The 16,779-nt window shown below is 67.6% G+C and carries 15 protein-coding genes and 1 tRNA gene; 9 read left to right on the top strand and 7 right to left on the bottom strand.

Annotation, left to right across the window (positions count from 1 at the left end; genetic code table 11):
• The first annotated feature begins 24 nt into the window (after positions 1-24).
• The gene (locus HLH29_RS13360; protein ID WP_182967612.1) at positions 25-831 is read left to right on the top strand and encodes an alpha/beta fold hydrolase; all 807 of its coding nucleotides are present in this window, start codon (positions 25-27) and stop codon (positions 829-831) included.
• A gap of 47 nt (positions 832-878) precedes the next feature.
• Positions 879-1,340: a MarR family winged helix-turn-helix transcriptional regulator gene (locus tag HLH29_RS13355; RefSeq protein ID WP_182967610.1), complete on the top strand. Its 462-nt coding sequence runs from the start codon at positions 879-881 to the stop codon at positions 1,338-1,340.
• A 62-nt stretch (positions 1,341-1,402) separates the two neighbouring features.
• On the opposite strand, the gene aqpZ is transcribed toward HLH29_RS13355, so the two are convergent.
• The 7 genes from aqpZ to HLH29_RS13320 form a co-directional block, all read right to left on the bottom strand.
• A complete protein-coding gene (gene aqpZ, locus HLH29_RS13350; RefSeq protein WP_182967608.1) occupies positions 1,403-2,095 on the bottom strand; it encodes an aquaporin Z in 693 nt (230 codons plus the stop codon).
• 215 nt (positions 2,096-2,310) lie between these two features.
• On the bottom strand, positions 2,311-3,072 hold the full coding sequence (locus HLH29_RS13345) for an ABC transporter ATP-binding protein (protein WP_182967606.1): 762 nt from the start codon (positions 3,070-3,072) through the stop codon (positions 2,311-2,313).
• A complete protein-coding gene (locus HLH29_RS13340) occupies positions 3,066-4,052 on the bottom strand; it encodes an ABC transporter permease (RefSeq protein WP_182967604.1) in 987 nt (328 codons plus the stop codon). The genes HLH29_RS13345 and HLH29_RS13340 overlap by 7 nt, the downstream gene beginning before the upstream one ends.
• Entirely contained in the window at positions 4,049-5,107 is a 1,059-nt protein-coding gene (locus HLH29_RS13335) for an ABC transporter substrate-binding protein (RefSeq protein WP_182967602.1), read from the bottom strand. Before HLH29_RS13335 ends, HLH29_RS13340 begins: the two co-directional genes overlap by 4 nt.
• Before the next feature lie 283 nt (positions 5,108-5,390).
• The gene (locus HLH29_RS13330) at positions 5,391-6,254 is read right to left on the bottom strand and encodes a hypothetical protein (RefSeq protein ID WP_182967600.1); all 864 of its coding nucleotides are present in this window, start codon (positions 6,252-6,254) and stop codon (positions 5,391-5,393) included.
• A complete protein-coding gene (locus HLH29_RS13325; RefSeq protein WP_182967598.1) occupies positions 6,251-7,243 on the bottom strand; it encodes a ferritin family protein in 993 nt (330 codons plus the stop codon). The genes HLH29_RS13330 and HLH29_RS13325 overlap by 4 nt, the downstream gene beginning before the upstream one ends.
• Before the next feature lie 113 nt (positions 7,244-7,356).
• Entirely contained in the window at positions 7,357-8,031 is a 675-nt protein-coding gene (locus HLH29_RS13320) for an ATP-dependent Clp protease proteolytic subunit (RefSeq protein WP_182967637.1), read from the bottom strand.
• 188 nt (positions 8,032-8,219) lie between these two features.
• Here HLH29_RS13320 and HLH29_RS13315 point away from each other — a divergent pair, with 188 nt between their 5' ends.
• The 7 genes from HLH29_RS13315 to HLH29_RS13285 all read left to right on the top strand — a co-directional run bounded on the left by HLH29_RS13315 (position 8,220) and on the right by HLH29_RS13285 (position 16,465).
• Complete coding sequence (locus tag HLH29_RS13315; RefSeq protein ID WP_246374245.1) at positions 8,220-9,230, top strand: hypothetical protein; 1,011 nt, start codon at positions 8,220-8,222, stop codon at positions 9,228-9,230.
• Positions 9,231-9,397: 167 nt separating this feature from the next.
• On the top strand, positions 9,398-10,660 hold the full coding sequence (locus HLH29_RS13310) for an LL-diaminopimelate aminotransferase (RefSeq protein ID WP_182967596.1): 1,263 nt from the start codon (positions 9,398-9,400) through the stop codon (positions 10,658-10,660).
• Positions 10,661-10,789: 129 nt separating this feature from the next.
• A complete protein-coding gene (locus tag HLH29_RS13305) occupies positions 10,790-12,142 on the top strand; it encodes a homoserine dehydrogenase (protein WP_182967633.1) in 1,353 nt (450 codons plus the stop codon).
• 67 nt (positions 12,143-12,209) lie between these two features.
• Positions 12,210-13,205 carry a class II fructose-bisphosphatase gene (gene glpX, locus HLH29_RS13300; RefSeq protein WP_182967594.1) on the top strand — a complete coding sequence of 332 codons (996 nt, stop codon included), beginning with the start codon at positions 12,210-12,212 and terminating at the stop codon, positions 13,203-13,205.
• Between the two features lie 6 nt (positions 13,206-13,211).
• Positions 13,212-15,056, top strand: coding sequence for a single-stranded-DNA-specific exonuclease RecJ (gene recJ, locus HLH29_RS13295; protein WP_182967592.1), 1,845 nt, complete (start codon positions 13,212-13,214; stop codon positions 15,054-15,056).
• Positions 15,057-15,144: 88 nt separating this feature from the next.
• Positions 15,145-15,220: transfer RNA gene (locus tag HLH29_RS13290), tRNA-Glu, on the top strand.
• Positions 15,221-15,322: 102 nt separating this feature from the next.
• Complete coding sequence (locus HLH29_RS13285) at positions 15,323-16,465, top strand: site-specific integrase (RefSeq protein ID WP_182967590.1); 1,143 nt, start codon at positions 15,323-15,325, stop codon at positions 16,463-16,465.
• Positions 16,466-16,779: the final 314 nt, after the last annotated feature.

Below are 16,779 nucleotides of genomic sequence, written 5' to 3'. Positions count from 1 at the left end.
TTCCACGACAGAAGGAAAGCCGTGATGACCGAGACAAGTTTCCTCTACGGCGCGCATGTGCATGCCAATGGAATCCGCCAGCATTACCTGCGCTACGGCGGGCAGGGCGTGCCGCTGGTGCTGGTGCCGGGCATTACCAGCCCAGCCATCACCTGGGGGTTCGTGGCCGAGCGCCTGGCGGCGACGCATGACGTGTATGTGCTGGATGTGCGCGGGCGCGGCCTGTCGGAAACCGGGCCGGATCTGGACTACGATCTGGACAGCTATGCTGACGATGTGCGCGGGCTGATCGATGCGCTGGGCCTGGAAGGCTGCGTGGTGCTGGGCCATTCGATGGGGGCGCGGATCGCCATCCGTCTGGCGCGGCGCGATGCGCGGGGGATTGGCGCGCTGGTGCTGGTCGATCCGCCGGTCAGCGGGCCGGGGCGGCGGGCCTATCCGGCGAAGCTGGAATGGTATGTCGATTCGATCCGCGCCGCGCGGCGGGGCATGGATTCCGAGGCGATGCGCCGTTTCTGCCCGACCTGGACCGAGGAACAGCTTCGCCTGCGCGCCGAATGGCTGCATACCTGCGACGAGTTGGCGACGCGCGTGACGTTCGAGAAATTCCACACCGAGGACATCCACCAGGACCTGCCGCACCTCACGCCGCCGGCCCTGCTGATGGTCGCGACGCGTGACGGCGTGATCCTGCCCGAGGACGGGGAGGAAATCCGGACATTGCTGCCGACGATCCGTATGGCCCACGTGCCCGATGCGGGACATATGATTCCGTGGGACAATCTGGACGGGTTCTGCGCGGCGGTGGATGGCTTTCTGGCCGCGTCGTAAACAAGCGTTCTGACGGAAGGGACGGCGATCATGGCGTGTGGCGGCTGATGGCGGGACGGAAAAAAGCGGCGGAGCAGGCGGTGGCGCCTCCCGATTATGTGCTCGGCGAGCAGATCGGCCATCTGCTGCGCAAGGCCTATCAGCGCCATACCGCGATCTTCCAGCAGACGATGGGAGAGGACGGGCTGACGGCGGTGCAGTTCGCGGTGATGGTCACGATCCACGAGGCCGGCACGGTGGCGCTGACGCGGATCAGCCAGTTGACGGCGATCGATCTTGCGACCCTGCGCGGGATCGTCGCCCGACTGGGCGAGCGCGATCTGGTGGTGGTGGAACATAACGCATCGGACCGGCGCCAGCGTCTGGCGTCCCTGACGAAGCAGGGTGAGGAACTGGTGAAACGCGACCTGCCGGTGGCGGCGCGGATTACCGAACTGACGCTGGTGCCGCTGGATGCGTGCGAGCGGATTGCGGCCATCCAGGTGTTGAAGAAGCTGGCCGGGGAGTGAACGGCTCCCGAGCCGGGCATGTCGGATACGCCTTCCTCCATGCCGCCCTGACCGGGTTTCCGTCATGATTCCGATGTTGCGATCAGGTATTTCCAGATGAAGGCGCCGAGCAGGGCGCCGATGAGCGGGGCTGTCCAGAACAGCCAGAGCTGCCCCGGCGCTGCCGTCTGCGCGAAGAACGCGACCGCCGTGGAACGGGCCGGATTGACCGACGTGTTCGTGACGGGGATCGAGACGAGATGGATCAGGGTCAGTGCGAGCCCGATCGCCAGCGGGCCGAACCCCGCCGGTGCGGTGCGGGAGGTTGCGCCCAGGATCACGACCAGGAATCCCGCCGTCAGGATCGTCTCGATCAGGAATCCGGAGAGAAGCCCGTAATGTCCGGGCGAGAGGGCGCCGTAGCCGTTGGAGGCGAAGCCGCCCGCCACGAAATCCGGTTTGCCGGAGGCGATGAGGTATAACAGGCTGGCCGCCAGCAGGCCGCCCAGCACCTGGGCGGCCCAGTAGGGGCCGAGCGCGTTCCACGGCAGGCGGCCGGCGGCGGCGACGCCGAGCGAGACGGCCGGGTTGAAATGGCCGCCGGAAATGCCGCCGACGGCAAAGGCCATGGTCAGGACGGTCAGGCCGAAGGCGAGAGCGACGCCCCCGAAACCGATCCCGAGTTGCGGAAAGGCCGCATCGAGGACGGCTGCGCCGCAGCCGCCGAAGACGAGCCAGAATGTACCGAAGAATTCGGCGCCGAGTTTCTTGATCATTTTTCCAGCGTCCTTCGTCTGCGGCGTGGCTTCGCCGCGCGCGACCCGGTGTCGCGGTCGAAATTATCGCTTCATCGGGCGCGGGAAGGGCGTGAATTCGTCAGGATATTAGCGTCATCCGCAGGGCACCGAGGCAATGCGGTCGTCATGGGCGAGGATCGTGACCCGGAGCCCGGAGCCCGGAGCCCGGAGCCTGGGCGCCGTGCCGGTGCCGTTTACCAGTCCGCGCTGTGTCCGAGCTGGACCAGGATGTTCTTGCGCAGGTCCAGCAGGCGCGGGTCGTCGCGGTGGCGATGGGGGGGAAGGTCGATTGGCAGATCGCCGATGATGCGGGCGGGGCGGGGGCTGAAGACGATGATCCGGGTGGCCAGCAGCAGGGCTTCCTCGACATCGTGGGTGACCATGATGGCGGTGAAGCCGCGATCCTGCCACAGGCGGTGCAGTTCGGTCTGCATCGTCAGCCGCGTCAGGCTGTCCAGCTTGCCCAGCGGTTCGTCCAGGATCAGCAGGCGCGGGTCGTTGACCAGGGCGCGGGCCAGGGCGGCGCGCTGGGCCATGCCGCCGGAAAGCTGGTGCGGCCAGGCGCGTTCGAAACCCTTCAGCCCGACCAGTTCGATCGCGGCCTCGACCGATGCCGGGTCCTTGCGGCCGGCAATGTCGTGGCCCAGGGCCACGTTGCCGCGCACGGTGCGCCACGGATAGAGGGTCGGGTCCTGGAACATCACGATCCGGTCGGGGCCCGGGCCGGTGATGGGGGTGCCTTCGGCCAGGATCGCGCCGCCATGCGGGGGTTCCAAGCCCGCGATCAGGCGCAGCAGGGTGGATTTGCCGCAGCCCGAGGGGCCGAGCAGGGCGACGAATTCGCCCGGCGCGATGGTGAGGCTGATATCGTCGAGAACCGGGGTGAAGGTGCCGCCGATCGTGTAGCCATGGTCGATATGCGTGAGTTGCAGCCCGAGGGGGCGGTTGGTCACCATTTCAGCCCGTCCTTCTGCCAGGAGAGGACGCGGTCGCGTACCTTGAATAACAGCGTGACCAGTCCCGTGCACATCAGCGACATCATCAGCAGCGCCGCATACATGTTGGGATAGGCCGCCCAGCCCTGGGCCCATTGCATGTAGAAGCCGAGGCCCGATTTCACGCCCAGCATTTCGGCCACCACCAGGGTGGCGAAGGACACGCCCAGCCCCATGAACAGGCCGACGAAGATCTGCGGCATCGCGGCGGGCAGGGCGACGCGCAGCACCAGGAAGCGGTTGCGCGCCCCCATGGTGCGGGCGACATCGTAATAGGCGGGATCGACGGCGGCGACGCCCGACCAGGTGAGGATGGTGGTGGGAAAGCCTGCCGCCAGCGCCAGCAGGGCCTCGCTGGCCAGCCGGCCGGAAGGGATCAGCACGAAGGCCAGCGGCAGCAACGCCACCGGCGGCAGCGGGCCGACCAGGCGGATCAGCGGCCGGACCCAGTAGCGGAACCGCGGCGAGCGCCCCAGCCCGACACCGACGGCCACGCCCAGCACCGCGCCGATACCGTACCCCACCGCCAGCAGGCCGAGCGAGTGCAGCAGGCTGTCGCCCAGGCGTTTCCAGTCGGTCAGGAACACGTCCAGCAGGTCCTGCGGCGTGCCGAAGAAGGGGCGCGGCAGCCACAGCAGCTTGGCCTGTGCGATCTCCCACGCCGCGAAGCCCAGCCCCAGCGCGATGGCCCAGGGGGCACGCGCGGACAGGCGGCGCAGGGCTGCCGCGGCCGTCAGGCCCAGCCCGACGGCCAGGAACAGGGCGGCAAGCTGGCTGGTATCGGGAAAATCGTCGGCGTCGGGCCAACGCCAGGTGACCAGCGCCGCCAGGAACCAGGCCGGCCCGGCGGCCCAGGGCAGCAGTGTGCGGCGGGGGCCGGCCTTCGTCGCCGTCTGGCCGGTCGCGCGCACGGGCGGGGCTCGTGTGTCCGACGCACTCATGTGGCGAACAGGTCCTGCGTGACCTTGCCCGCATAGCGCGCGGAGTCGAGCGAGGGGCGGAACACGCCGATCTGTTTCAGCGCGTCGGCATAGCGCACGATTTCATCATGCAGCGACGGGCCGAGCACCTGGTGATGATGGCCCTGCAGGCGGAGCATGTTCGCCAGGTCCTCGGCGCTGGCGCGGGCGGCGAAGGGCTTGAAGATGCGCCCGGCTTCGTCCGGGTTGCAGGCGACCCAGGCGCCGGCGTCCAGGATCGCGCGCGTGACCGCCGCCGCCACCGCGGGGTCGTTGCGGATCAGGCTGCCGCGCAGGCCGATGACGCAGCAGGCGATCTGCGCCCACGTGCCGTTCATGTTGCTGTCGATTTCCACCAGGTCGAACTGGCGCTTGTAGAGATAGGAGACCGGGTCGGTACCGGTGATGGCCTGCACGTCGCCCCGTTGCAGCGCCACCGCCAGCAGGTCGGCCGGGTATTGCCGCCATTGCACGTCGGATTCCGGGTCCACGCCTGCTTCCTTCAGGCGGATGGAGAAGAAATTCTTGTCCGGCCCGCCCATGTCGGTCACGCCGATGGTCTTGCCGCGCATGTCGTCCAGCTTCACCGGGCCGCCCTTGGGGGCCAGCATGTGCATGCAGCCCGCATGCAGGCCGGCGACCAGCTTGACGTCGAACCCCTGCTGCAGCGGCTTCAGCCAGCGCAGGGCCATGCCGGGCGCGCCGTCGGCCTTGCCGGTGGCCAGTGCTTCCAGCAACTGGTCGGTGGAGCCGGCGAAATTGACGTAATCGACGTCCAGATTGTAGCGCGCGAAGAAGCCTTTCTCCTTCGCGACCGGGATCGCGGCGGTGCAGGTCGAATTCTGGTTCCAGGCGATGGTCAGCTTGCGGGCGGGGCCGGGTACGGGCGGGACGCTCGCCGTGCCGGCCGCGCTGCAATGGGCGCTGCCCTGCGCGGGCGCGTCCGCCCTGGCCCCGATCGGCGCGAAGGGAAACGACGTGGCGGCCAGGCTGGTGCCCAGCAGCGCGCGGCGGGTGAAACGGGTCGTTTCGGACATTGGACTGACCTTGGGGGGACGATGGCGGCGCGGATATGTATATTAACGATTGAAAATCGTTGATGCCATTCTTGTCCCACGCTCCGCGAGTGTGCAAGCGCAAAAATGGCGCGGAGGCGTGGGGAAAGGACGGGATTCCAGCGCCCTGCCGGCGGGTTGCAGGCGCGGTGCGGGTCGGCGCGTCGGCAGGGGGGGCTGGCGTTCGCATGGCCCGCCCAACATGCCGGACAGCCGGGTTTTTCTTTCGGTTTGCAACCGATTGTTGCAGGACGCGCGGGATCTCTCAGTGCTTGTCCGCGCGCAGGTGCGGGCGGCTTCGGTCCCACAGGCGCATGCCGCGCAGGGCGAGGTCGGCCATGGCGGGCAGCAGGCGGGGCTGCATCAGGTCCGGGTCGAATTCCCGCATGCGCCGCGCGTTCTCGCGGTAGCAATCCTCGACGAACTGGCGGAACGAGAAACTGTCGAGGAAGACATTGGCCTGGGTGACCGCGAAATCGCGCCCGTCATTGGGCTGCTGGCCGCGTCGGACCATGGCCAGCAGGCGCCCCAGGGCCCGGCCGTAATAGCGGGTGGATTTCAGCGCCCGGCGCACCCGGCCCAGCCCGCGCCGCCGCTCGCGCCAGGCCATGTAGTTGATGAAGAAGACGATGTGCCGCGTTTCCTCGAACATCAGCACGTCGAAGATCTCGAACAGCTTTTCCGGCAGGAACTGCGACTGGCGCGCGTTCTTGAACGCCCCGAAGCCCAGGAAGGCATCGAGGCATTCGCCGAAGCCGAAATCGATGAAGGCGGTTTCCAGATCGGCGGGAAACCGTTCCAGGGGCTGTTCCGTCGCGTCGATGCCGTAGCGGTCGATCATCGTGCGGATCAGCTTCGCGTGGCGCGCTTCCTCCAGCCCCTGGAGGGCCACGGCCTCGCGCACCAGCGGGTCGGCGATCCGCGGGGTGAAGGCATCGACGATCGCGCCCGCCCGGCGTTCGGTGTGGTACACCTCCTGCCAGAACGGGATGGTGCGCAGGCGGGCCAGTTCCGTGTCCGTCAGTTCGGGCCAGGGCAGGGTCTCGGGGTCGAAGACCTGATGCGTGGCGACGAACTGGCTGCAGAACAGGTCCTTGTGGGTTTCCGACCCGGCTTCGATCCGGCTCAAGCAGGCGTCTCCAGCGCGCGGGCGCCGGAGGGGCGGCGCAGGAACAGGCGCAGGAAGCGCGCCAGGTTCGGTGCCAGCTTCGGCCGCAGCAGGCGCGGATCGTAGCCGGAGAAGCGGCGCTCGTTCTCCGAGAGGCAGAGATCGATCATGTCGCGCAGGCTGATATCGACGTTCGCCACGTCCTTGGCGCCGCTGACGGTGAAATTATTGTCCTGTTCCTGGACGTTGCCGTCGGCGTCGATGCTGGTGGCCAGGCCGATCCGCTCGTAGACCAGGAACACCCAGACGGCGAGGACCCGCAGTTCGAACCACGGGCGCTGCCACAGGGGCATGGTGGCGCGGTGCCAGGCCAGCCAGTTGGCGAACAGCAGGATGTGGCGGCATTCCTCCTGCATCACCGGCTCGAACGTTTCGATCAGTTCGGCGGGGAAGAAGCCGGAGCGCTGGGCGAGCGCGAACAGGCCGAAGGCGAAGAAACTGTCGACGCATTCCGAGAAGCCGGTGACGAGATACGCCCATTCCGTGTCGCGCGGCTCGATATAGGGCGGCTCGGGCGCCATCTTGATGTCATAGGCCTCGACCAGCTTGGACAGGACCTCCTTGTGGCGGTTTTCCTCCCACGCGTTGCGCGACAGGGCGTCCTTCATGTCCGGGTCGTCGATCATCCGGGCGTAGGCGGCCATGCGCAGGCGGGCCTTGCCTTCGGTCTGGACCGCGATGTCCCAGATCGGCAGCGAGGTCACGCGCTTCAGCGTCTCGGGGTCGAGCTTCGGCCATTCGATGACCGAGGGCTTGTACGGGTTGAACGTGTCGCGGAACATCTCCGCCACCGCGCGCTTGTGCTCGGCCGAGCCGGGCTTCAGCGGGCCCGGGACCGGGCTGGACCAGTGGCGGGCGTTGAAATCGGCCTCGGCCACCGTTTTCGTGTCGGCGCCTTTGGGGTCGATCGCTTCGGGGAGGGAGGAATAGATATCGGAGAGAGACGTCATACTTCGCAAGCTCGCACAATGAGTACAGACGTCGGCCCGGCCTGGAGATCAGGCCGGACCGGACGTCACCTTGCGGCCCCCCCTGCGATGGGGGGGAGGAGGGGGGCCAGCGATCAGTGAATGTCGGAGATGGTGGAGATGATCCGCGTCACCAGGCCGTAGGCGATGGCCTCTTCGGCCGACATCCAGTAATTGCGGTCGGTGTCGCGGCAGACCTTTTCGTAGGTCTGGCCGGTTTCGCGCGCGAACAGGCGGTTCAGCCGCTCGCGCATCTTCACGATTTCCCGCGCTTCGATATCGATATCGGTGGCGGGGCCGCGCACGCCGCCCATCGGCTGGTGCAGCAGGAAGCGCGTGTTGGGCAGGCAGTAGCGGCGCTGCGGGTTGCCGGCGGCGAAGATCAGCGCGCCGGCCGAGGCCACCCAGCCGGTGCCGATCACGTTCACCGGGGCGACCGAATCGACGAAGCGGATCATGTCGTGAATCGTGTCGCCGCTTTCGACATGGCCGCCGGGCGAGTTGACATAGACGTCGATCGGCTTGTCGGACGCGCCGGCCAGCGCCAGCAGGCGGCCGGTGACGTCGCGCGCCAGCTTGTCGTTGATCGCGCCGAAGACCAGCACCTTGCGCTGGTCGAACAGGCGGCTTTCAAGCTCGTTGACCGGCGAGGAGAGCGTCTTGTTGTCGTCGGGTTCCTTCGGTTCGGGACCCTGGGGCTCGGGGATGTCGGGACCGTTCGGGTCTTCGTCATCCATCCGGATACGGTGGTTCGGCTGCATGCCGTTCAGCATCATGATCTCCCTGTATCCAGGACTGGTCTGCGTCATCGCTCTATCCTGCGCCCCCTTCGGCCCGGTGCCAAGACCCGTCCTGTGCCACGCCCGCTGCGAACCGGCGGCGCGGCTCTCTAGCTCAAAGGCCCGGGGCCGGGCTAGTAAGGGAGGGCAGACAGCCAGACGCTGGTCACGGAGAGAAGATGGGTATGAAAGCGCCGCTGCCAAGAGACCGTTCGGCTTTGGCCCGCCCGACGGGCCACCGGGGGGCGGCCATGGGCGCGCTGCTGGCGGGGGTGCTGTCCCTGGGCGGGTGTGCCCATCGCGATGCCATCGATACCACGGTGGACTGGTGGCATCAGTATCAGGGCGGCGTCATCGCCCAGCAGCGACCGCCTCCGCCGGGCGCGCACGACCCCTATCCCGCTGTGGGGCTGACCCCGACCACGCCTCCCGTCCTCCCATCGGCCGAGCGGCGGCAGGATGTGACCGAATCCCTGATCGAACAGCGCAACCTGGCGCACCGGATGGCGGCGGAGGTCGGGCCGCTGACGAATACGGCCCCGCCTGTGAACGCCGCGCCGGCGCGTCCTTCCACGCCGGCCGCTCCGGCGACGACCGAGGCCACGCCTTCGGCGACGCTGGACGCGGCGGAGGCGCCCCCGCCGCCGCCCGTGGCATCCCAACCCGCCCCGAAAACGTCTTCGGCCCATGGCGATGCGGGCGATAACGGTGGCGGGCCGCTGGTGGCGATGCCCGAGGTTGGCGCGGATGTCGGCGGCGTGGGCGGCAAGGCGCCGGCGGCATCGGTGCCGCCGCCCGAGATTCCCGCCGGGCCGCCGACGGCGCCGGAACTGCCCGGTTTCGCGGTGCCGAGCGAGGCCGCCGTTGCGGTGGGCCGCCCGGATTATATCCTGTCGGACCCGGGGGGAACGCGCATTCTCTTCCCGGTCGGCAACGACCACCCGGTGGCGGGGCAGGAGAAGGACATCGACAGTGTGGTGCGCCATACGCCCGGTGGCCCGCTGTTCGTCCATGGCTATGGCGAGGCCGCGTCGACCGATTCGACAGAGCAGGCGCGAGCGATGGCGCTGGCCCTGCTGCGCGCCCGTGCGGTGGCCGACCGTCTGGTGGCCGATGGGGTGCCGGCGAAGGCGATCCACCTGCGCGCCCATCCGTTTGGCGACGGGGTGCGCATCAGCACGGCGGAGTAGGCGTGCGGCGCGGTTGCCTGTCGGGCGCGGGCGTCGCTAATATCCGCGACTGGTGGGGAAACATCCCGCCAGTCGCGACATGCCGCCGGAAGAGCGGTGCGAAACGGCCATCCTGAACCTTGTCCGGGGCGCTGGGTCCCGGGCAAACAGTCTCAACGAGCCAACCCATGACAGAAGAATTCCATCGCATCCGCCGGCTGCCGCCCTATGTGTTCGCCGAGGTGAACAAGGCCAAGGCCGCGGCCCGAGCTAGGGGCGAGGACATTATCGATCTGGGCATGGGCAATCCCGACAGCCCCACCCCGCCGCATATCGTGCAGAAGCTGGTGGAGACCGTGGCCGACCCGCGCGCGCATGGCTATTCGGTCAGCAAGGGCATTCCCGGCCTGCGCCGGGCGCTGGCGGGCTATTACGACCGCCGTTTCGGCGTGACGCTGGATCCGGAGACCGAGGTGATCGCCACCCTGGGATCGAAGGAAGGGCTGGCCAACCTGGCCGCCGCCATCACGAGCCCGGGTGACACCATCCTGGTGCCCAACCCGTCCTATCCGATCCACCAGTTCGGCTTCATCATTGCCGGGGCCTCGGTGCGCTCGATCCCGGCGACGCCGGACGAGGAGATGCTGCGCGCGCTGGATCGCGCGGTGCGCCATTCGGTGCCCAAGCCGACGGCGCTGATCGTCAATTTTCCCTCCAACCCCACGGCCTATGTCGCGGATCTGGATTTCTATCGCGAGTTGGTGGCCTTTGCCCGCCGGCATGAGATCTGGATCATGTCGGACCTCGCCTATGCCGAGATCTATTTCGGCGACAGGGTGCCGCCCTCGATCCTGCAGGTACCGGGGGCGAAGGAGATCGCGGTCGAGTTCACCTCGCTGTCCAAGACCTATTCCATGGCCGGCTGGCGCATGGGCTTCGCCGCCGGCAATCCGCGCCTGATCAATGCGCTGACACGGATCAAATCCTATCTGGATTACGGGGCCTTCACCCCCATTCAGGTGGCGGCGGTGGCGGCCCTGAGCGGCCCGCAGGATTGCGTGGCCGAGATGCGCACGCTCTATCGCGACCGGCGCGACGTGCTGATCCGCGGCCTGCATGCGGCGGGGTGGGACGTGCCGTCGCCGGAAGGGTCGATGTTCGCCTGGGCGCCGCTGCCGGCTGCGTTCCGCGAGATGGGCAGCGTCGACTTTTCCAAGCTGCTGCTGAAGGAAGCCGGGGTGGCGGTGGCGCCGGGGCTGGGCTTTGGCGAGTATGGCGAGGGTTTCGTGCGGATCGGGCTGGTGGAGAACACCCAGCGCCTGCGCCAGGCGACGCGGGCGATCCGGCAGTTCATGGGCCGCCACGGCGTCAATCTGCCCGATCTGGCCGCGTCCGGCCGCCGGGTGGGGAAGGATGTGGACCTGGCTGCCGATGCGGCGCCGGTGATTTAACCCTGCCGCCGGGGGCGCCCGCTGGGCGGCCCCGGCCGATTTTGACCCGGACGCGGCGCGGTGGGCGCCGCGTTCGGCTGATTGCTGAATTCAGGAACGACGACAGGATATCAGGTGACCGGACGGATGATGGGTACGGGTGGCACGGGCGGACAGGCGGGCGGAACGGGGGCGGCGCCATTGCGGATCGGCATCGCGGGGCTGGGGACGGTCGGGGCCGGGCTGGTCAAGCTGTTGCGCGGCAATGCGGCCATCGTCGGGGCTCGGGCCGGGCGGCCGGTGGTGGTGACTTCCGTGGCCGCGCGCGACCGCACCCGCGACCGGGGCATCGATCTGGACGGCGTGACCTGGCATGACGATGCGCTGGCGCTGGCGCACGACCCGGACGTGGACGTGGTGGTCGAACTGATCGGCGGTGCGGAGGGCATTGCCCGCCGGCTGGTGACGGAAGCGCTGCGGGCCGGCCGGCCGGTCGTGACCGCCAACAAGGCGTTGATCGCGGTGCATGGCGCCGAACTGGCTGCGCTGGCCGAACAGGCGGGCGTGCCCTTGATGTTCGAGGCCGCGGTGGCGGGCGGCATTCCTGCCATCAAGACGGTGCGCGAGGGGCTGGCCGCCGACCGGTTGAACCGGGTGGGCGGCATCCTGAACGGTACCTGCAACTACATCATGACCGCGATGCGAGAGAGCGGCCGTGCCTTTGCCGACGTGCTGGCCGAGGCGCAGGCGCTGGGTTATGCCGAGGCTGATCCTTCGACCGATGTGGATGGGATCGACGCGGCGCACAAGCTGGCGATCCTGGCCGGGCTGGCATTCGGCCGGCCGGTGGCGTTTTCCTCGGTGCATGTCGAGGGGATTCGCGGCATCGACGCGCTGGACCTCGCCTTCGCCCAGACGCTGGGTTATCGCATCAAGCTGCTGGGTCTGGCTCGCCGGCGGGAGGATGGGATCGAGGCCCGTGTTCATCCCTGCCTGGTGCCGGAGAAGATGCCGATCGCGCAGGTGGACGGGGTGTTCAATGCCGTACTGGTCGAGGGGGCGTTCGTCGGCCGGCTGATGCTGGAAGGGCGCGGCGCGGGCGAGGGGCCGACTGCCACCGCCGTTGCCGCCGACCTGATCGACATCGCGCGCGGCAATGCGGTGCCGGTGTGGGGCCGCAGCACGGACGGGCTGACGCAGGTGGAAGCCCTGCCGCGCACTGCCTTCCACGAGGAATATTACCTCCGCCTGCAGGTGCACGACCGGCCCGGTGTGATCGCCGACGTGACGGCCGTTCTGCGCGACCATGGCGTGTCCTTGCGCAGCATGTTGCAACATGGGCGCGCCGCCGACGATAGTGGTGGCGCGGACGAACCGTCCGTGCCGCTGGTGCTGGTCACGCATCGGACACAGGAATCCGCCATGATGGCGGCATTGGCCCGGATCGCGGCCCTGCCGGCTGTGATCGGCGAGCCGGCGATGATTCGTATCGAGGCCGGCTGACTATCCTGACGGCCCCGTCCAACAGGCCGGCGACGAGAACCGGCCCAGACAGCTAAGGAACAGAGTGATGACGTCCACACCCACTGCCGCCTACCAGGTCACCGACCGCAACCTGGCTCTGGAACTGGTCCGCGTGACCGAGGCGGCGGCGGTGGCCGCGTCGCACTGGACTGGTCGCGGCCAGAAGAACGAGGCCGACGGCGCCGCCGTGGAGGCGATGCGTCTGGCGTTCGATACCGTGGCGATCGACGGCACGGTGGTGATCGGCGAGGGTGAGATGGACGAGGCGCCGATGCTGTTCATCGGCGAAAAGGTGGGGGCCGGCGGTCCGGCGATGGATATCGCCGTGGACCCGCTGGAAGGCACCAATCTGTGCGCCAAGAACATGCCCAACGCGCTGACGGTGGTGGCGCTGGCCGAGGCGGGCAATTTCCTGCATGCGCCCGATGTGTACATGGACAAGATCGTGGTCGGCCCCGACCTGCCGGAAGGCGTGGTGGATCTGGATGCCAGCATTGCCGCCAATCTGCGCGAGCTGGCGCGGGCCAAGCGCAAGGATATCAGCGAGCTGACGCTGTGCGCGCTGGAGCGCGAGCGGCATGAGGAACTGATCGCCAAGACGCGTGAGGCCGGGGCGCGGGTGATGCTGCTGAGCGACGGCGACGTGGCCGCCGCCATTGCCGCCTGCCTGCCGGACGGCGAGGTGGATATCTATGCCGGTTCTGGCGGGGCGCCCGAGGGTGTGCTGGCCGCTGCCGCCGTGCGCTGCGTGCGCGGCCAGATGCAGGCCCGCCTGCTGTTCGAGGATGACGAGCAGCTTCGCCGCGCGCGGGAGATGAATCCGGGCAAGGACCCGTCGCGCAAGCTGGGTCTGTTTGACATGGCGAAAGGCGATGTCCTGTTTTCGGCCTCCGGCGTCACCACCGGCCCGCTGTTGCGCGGCATTCGCCGCGATGGCCGGCGCGCCGTGACCCATTCGATCGTCATGCGCTCGAAATCCGGCACGGTGCGTTTTGTCGAGGCGCATCACGATTTCACCACCAAGACCTGGCCGGCATACTGACGGCCTATGTCGCCTTCGGTTGTGGCTGACGGGCTGCTGATGGCGCCTTCCGACCCGGTTGAGGGGGCGGTGGTGCTGGGGGTGCGGTCCAGCCTGGGGGGCCGGCGCTGGCTGTGGCGGGATTCCCGCCTGGCCGATGCCGGCGGGCGGATCGGGCTGATGATCGCGCAGCAGGCGGGCGTGTCCGAACTGGTCGGGCAGATGCTGGCGGCGCGTGGGCTGGATGGCGGCACCGCCGCGACCTTCCTGGACCCGACGCTGCGGGCGCTGATGCCCGATCCCTCGGCATTGCAGGACATGGATGTGGCGGCCGACCGGCTGGCCGAGGCGGTGCGCCGGGGCGAGACGGTGGCCGTGTTCGGTGATTACGACGTGGATGGCGCCTGTGCCGCCGCGTTGGTCACCGGATTGCTGCGCCAGTTGGGCTGCCCGGTGATGACCCATGTGCCCGACCGGATGACCGAGGGCTATGGCCCCAACGCCCCGGCGCTGGACGCGCTGGTGACGCGGGGGGCGACGCTGGTGGTTTGTGTCGATTGCGGCACGGCGGCGGGCGACGTGCTGGCGACGCTGGCCGGGCGGGCCGACATTGTGGTGCTGGACCATCACAAGGCCGAGGGGCCGCCGCCTTCCGTGTTGGCCACCGTCAATCCCAACCGTCCGGACTGCCTGTCCGGCCAGCGGGGCCTGTGCGCGGCGGGGGTGGCATTCCTGACGGCGGTGGCGACCGTGCGGGCGCTGCGTCGGGCGGGATGGTTTGCCGGTCGGCCCGAGCCGGATCTGATGGCGTTCCTCGATATCGTGGCGCTGGCGACCGTGTGCGATGTCATGCCGCTGACCGGGCTGAATCGGGCGCTGGTGACGCAGGGGCTGAAGATGCTGGCACGGCGGCGGCGCATCGGGCTGGAGGCGCTGCTGGAGGTTGCGGGCGCGCGCGACCCGCTCTCGGCCTTCACCTGCGGCTTCGCGCTGGGGCCACGCATCAATGCGGGCGGGCGGATTGCCGAATCCGGGCTGGGGCTGGATCTGCTGCTGTGTGACGATGCTGCCGAGGCTCGTCGGCTGGCCGAACGGCTGGATGCGGTGAATCGGCGCCGCCAGACGGTGGAGAGCACGATCCTGGATCGCGCGATGGAAGAGGCGGCGGCCCAGCGCGAGGCCGGGCACGCGGTGCTGGTGCTGTCGGGGCGGGATTGGCACCCAGGCGTGGTGGGTATTGTCGCCGGCCGGATCAAGGAACGGTTCAACCGCCCGGTGCTGGTGGGGGCGGAACTGGAGGACGGGACGGTCAAGGGATCGGGCCGTTCGGTTGCCGATATCGATCTGGGGGCGGCGATCATCGCGGCGCACCAGATGGGATTGCTGACCACCGGTGGGGGCCATGCGATGGCGGCGGGGTTCTCGCTGCCTGCGGGCGGGGTGCCGGCGTTGCACGATTTCCTGAACGAGCGCCTGCGCGATGCGCGGGCTCTGCCGGATGCGGTGGATGTGCTGATCGAAGGCGTGGTGCATGTGGCCGGCGCGACGGTGGAACTGGCGACCGATATCGGCCGCATGGCGCCGTTCGGTGCGGGCAATGACGAGCCGGTGCTGGCCATTCCGCGCGTGCGGGTGGTGCGCGCCGACCGGATCGGCCGCGAAGGCGGCACGCTGCGGGTGCTGGTGGAAGGCGAGGGCGGCGGCCCGCGGCTGAAGGCGCTGCTGTTCCGCGCCGACGACCATCCCGCCGCCGCGATGCTGGAAGACCGCAATGCCCCGCCGCTGCATCTGGCGGGCTGGCTGCGTGCGGAAAACTGGAATGGCCGCACCGATGCCAGCTTCTTCATCCGCGATGTGGCGGTGGCGAACTGAGGGCGATGGCGCAAAGAAAATGTCATTATCGCGCGGACGGGGCTTGACCGCTCCGCGCCATCGGGATACGAACCGCGCCAAGCCAGATGTCCCATTCGTCTAGAGGCCTAGGACACCGCCCTCTCACGGCGGCAACAGGGGTTCGAATCCCCTATGGGACGCCATAAAAACCCTTGGAAAATCAAGGGTTTACGCTGAAATCCCCAATCCGATGATTGCACATGCGCAGAATGCGCGCCAATCTCGCGCCAATTGGGGGAACCACCATGGCAGATAAAATCGACCCGGCGACCGGCAAGGCGCTTCCCAAAGGGGTCTATCTGCGAAAGCCCGGACAGTATCAGGCCCGCAAACTGATTGATGGAAAGAGGGTCATTCAGACGTTCGCCACGGCGGCTTTGGCTCGGCGCTGGCTCGGGGAAAAGACTGCTGAGAAGCATCTGGGCCTGTTCCGGGAGCCGACCCAGGCGGACACGATGACCATTCGTGAACTGCTGGAACGGTATCGCGATGAGCGGATGGCGAACCGCAAGGCCGACCGTGAAGGCCACCTGCCGCCTATCCTGGACGATGCCATTGCGGGGGTGTCCCTGGGGAAGTGGTCGGCTGCTGATGTCCGGGGGTTCCGTGACCGGATGCTTGCCACAGGATTTTCCGGTGGAACTGTTGTCAAACGGCTTACTATACTAGCTAGTGCAGTGAATCATGCCATATCAGAATGGGATGTGAAAACTGTCAATTACGCATCAGGTCGCGTGGTTAAACGACCTGCTGGGGCCGACAAGAAGCGGGACAGGCGGCTGGCTGGTGCCGGTGAAGATGACGGCGGAAATGATATCCAGGCAGGTGAATATGAACGGCTCCTGGTTGCCATGTCCCGTTCCTCGGTGGCTGACGATATCTGGTTTGCTCGCTGGCAGATTGAGCAAGGCACTCGCCGGGGGGAAGCCATATCCTTGAGATGGTGTGACGTGGATATAGAGCGGCGGGTCATCACGCTTTATCAGACAAAGATGATGTATAAATCCACCGTCCAGGGGCCGGAACGTCGTCCTTTGATGCCAGGAGCCCGGAGATTGCTGCTGGAAAAATTGTCCCAATATGAGAAGCCACCCAGGGCCAGTGACTTGATATTCGATGTGGGTAACGAAGATGCGTTGTCCATGCGATTTACCCGGAATTGTCGTCGAGCCGAACTAACGAATCTTCGGCTTCATGACCTGCGGCATGAGGCAACAAGTAGGCTTGCGAAGTTGTTTACAAATCCATTGGATTTATGCCGAGTCACAGGGCATCGTGATTTGAAATCTCTCAATCGATACTACCAGCCGGTTATTGAAGATTTGGCCCTGGCTGCCGAGGCACAGGAACGGCTCCTGGGTATCGCATACGATGATGAGGGGATGTGACCTGCTAGGGGAGGTCACCCCCTCCCTGCCATCCATGCTCTTTGCCGCTCCTTTTCGGCCTGCGCCGTGGCCCCCAGCTTCCTGGTCCGCACGCACGTGCCATCGGGCCGAACATGCCATCCCTCGGCCCCTGGATGCCCCTGGATTGCGTTCTGAGGCCCATTTGCGGGCTTTGGGGTGGTTGCCTGGGTATTAGCCTGGGAAACGGCCTGCGGTGCTGAAAGGGGCCTCTCCGTCGATTTGGAGGGGGTGGTGGCCTGAACGGTCGTGACCGTGCCAGAGACGGTGCGACGGCTCCTGGTCACACATCCTGG

This window comes from Gluconacetobacter tumulicola, assembly GCF_014174215.1.
Lineage (GTDB): Bacteria > Pseudomonadota > Alphaproteobacteria > Acetobacterales > Acetobacteraceae > Gluconacetobacter > Gluconacetobacter tumulicola.
The sequence above is the reverse complement of the archived record's forward strand: the minus strand, read 5'-3'. Positions and strand labels throughout refer to the sequence as shown.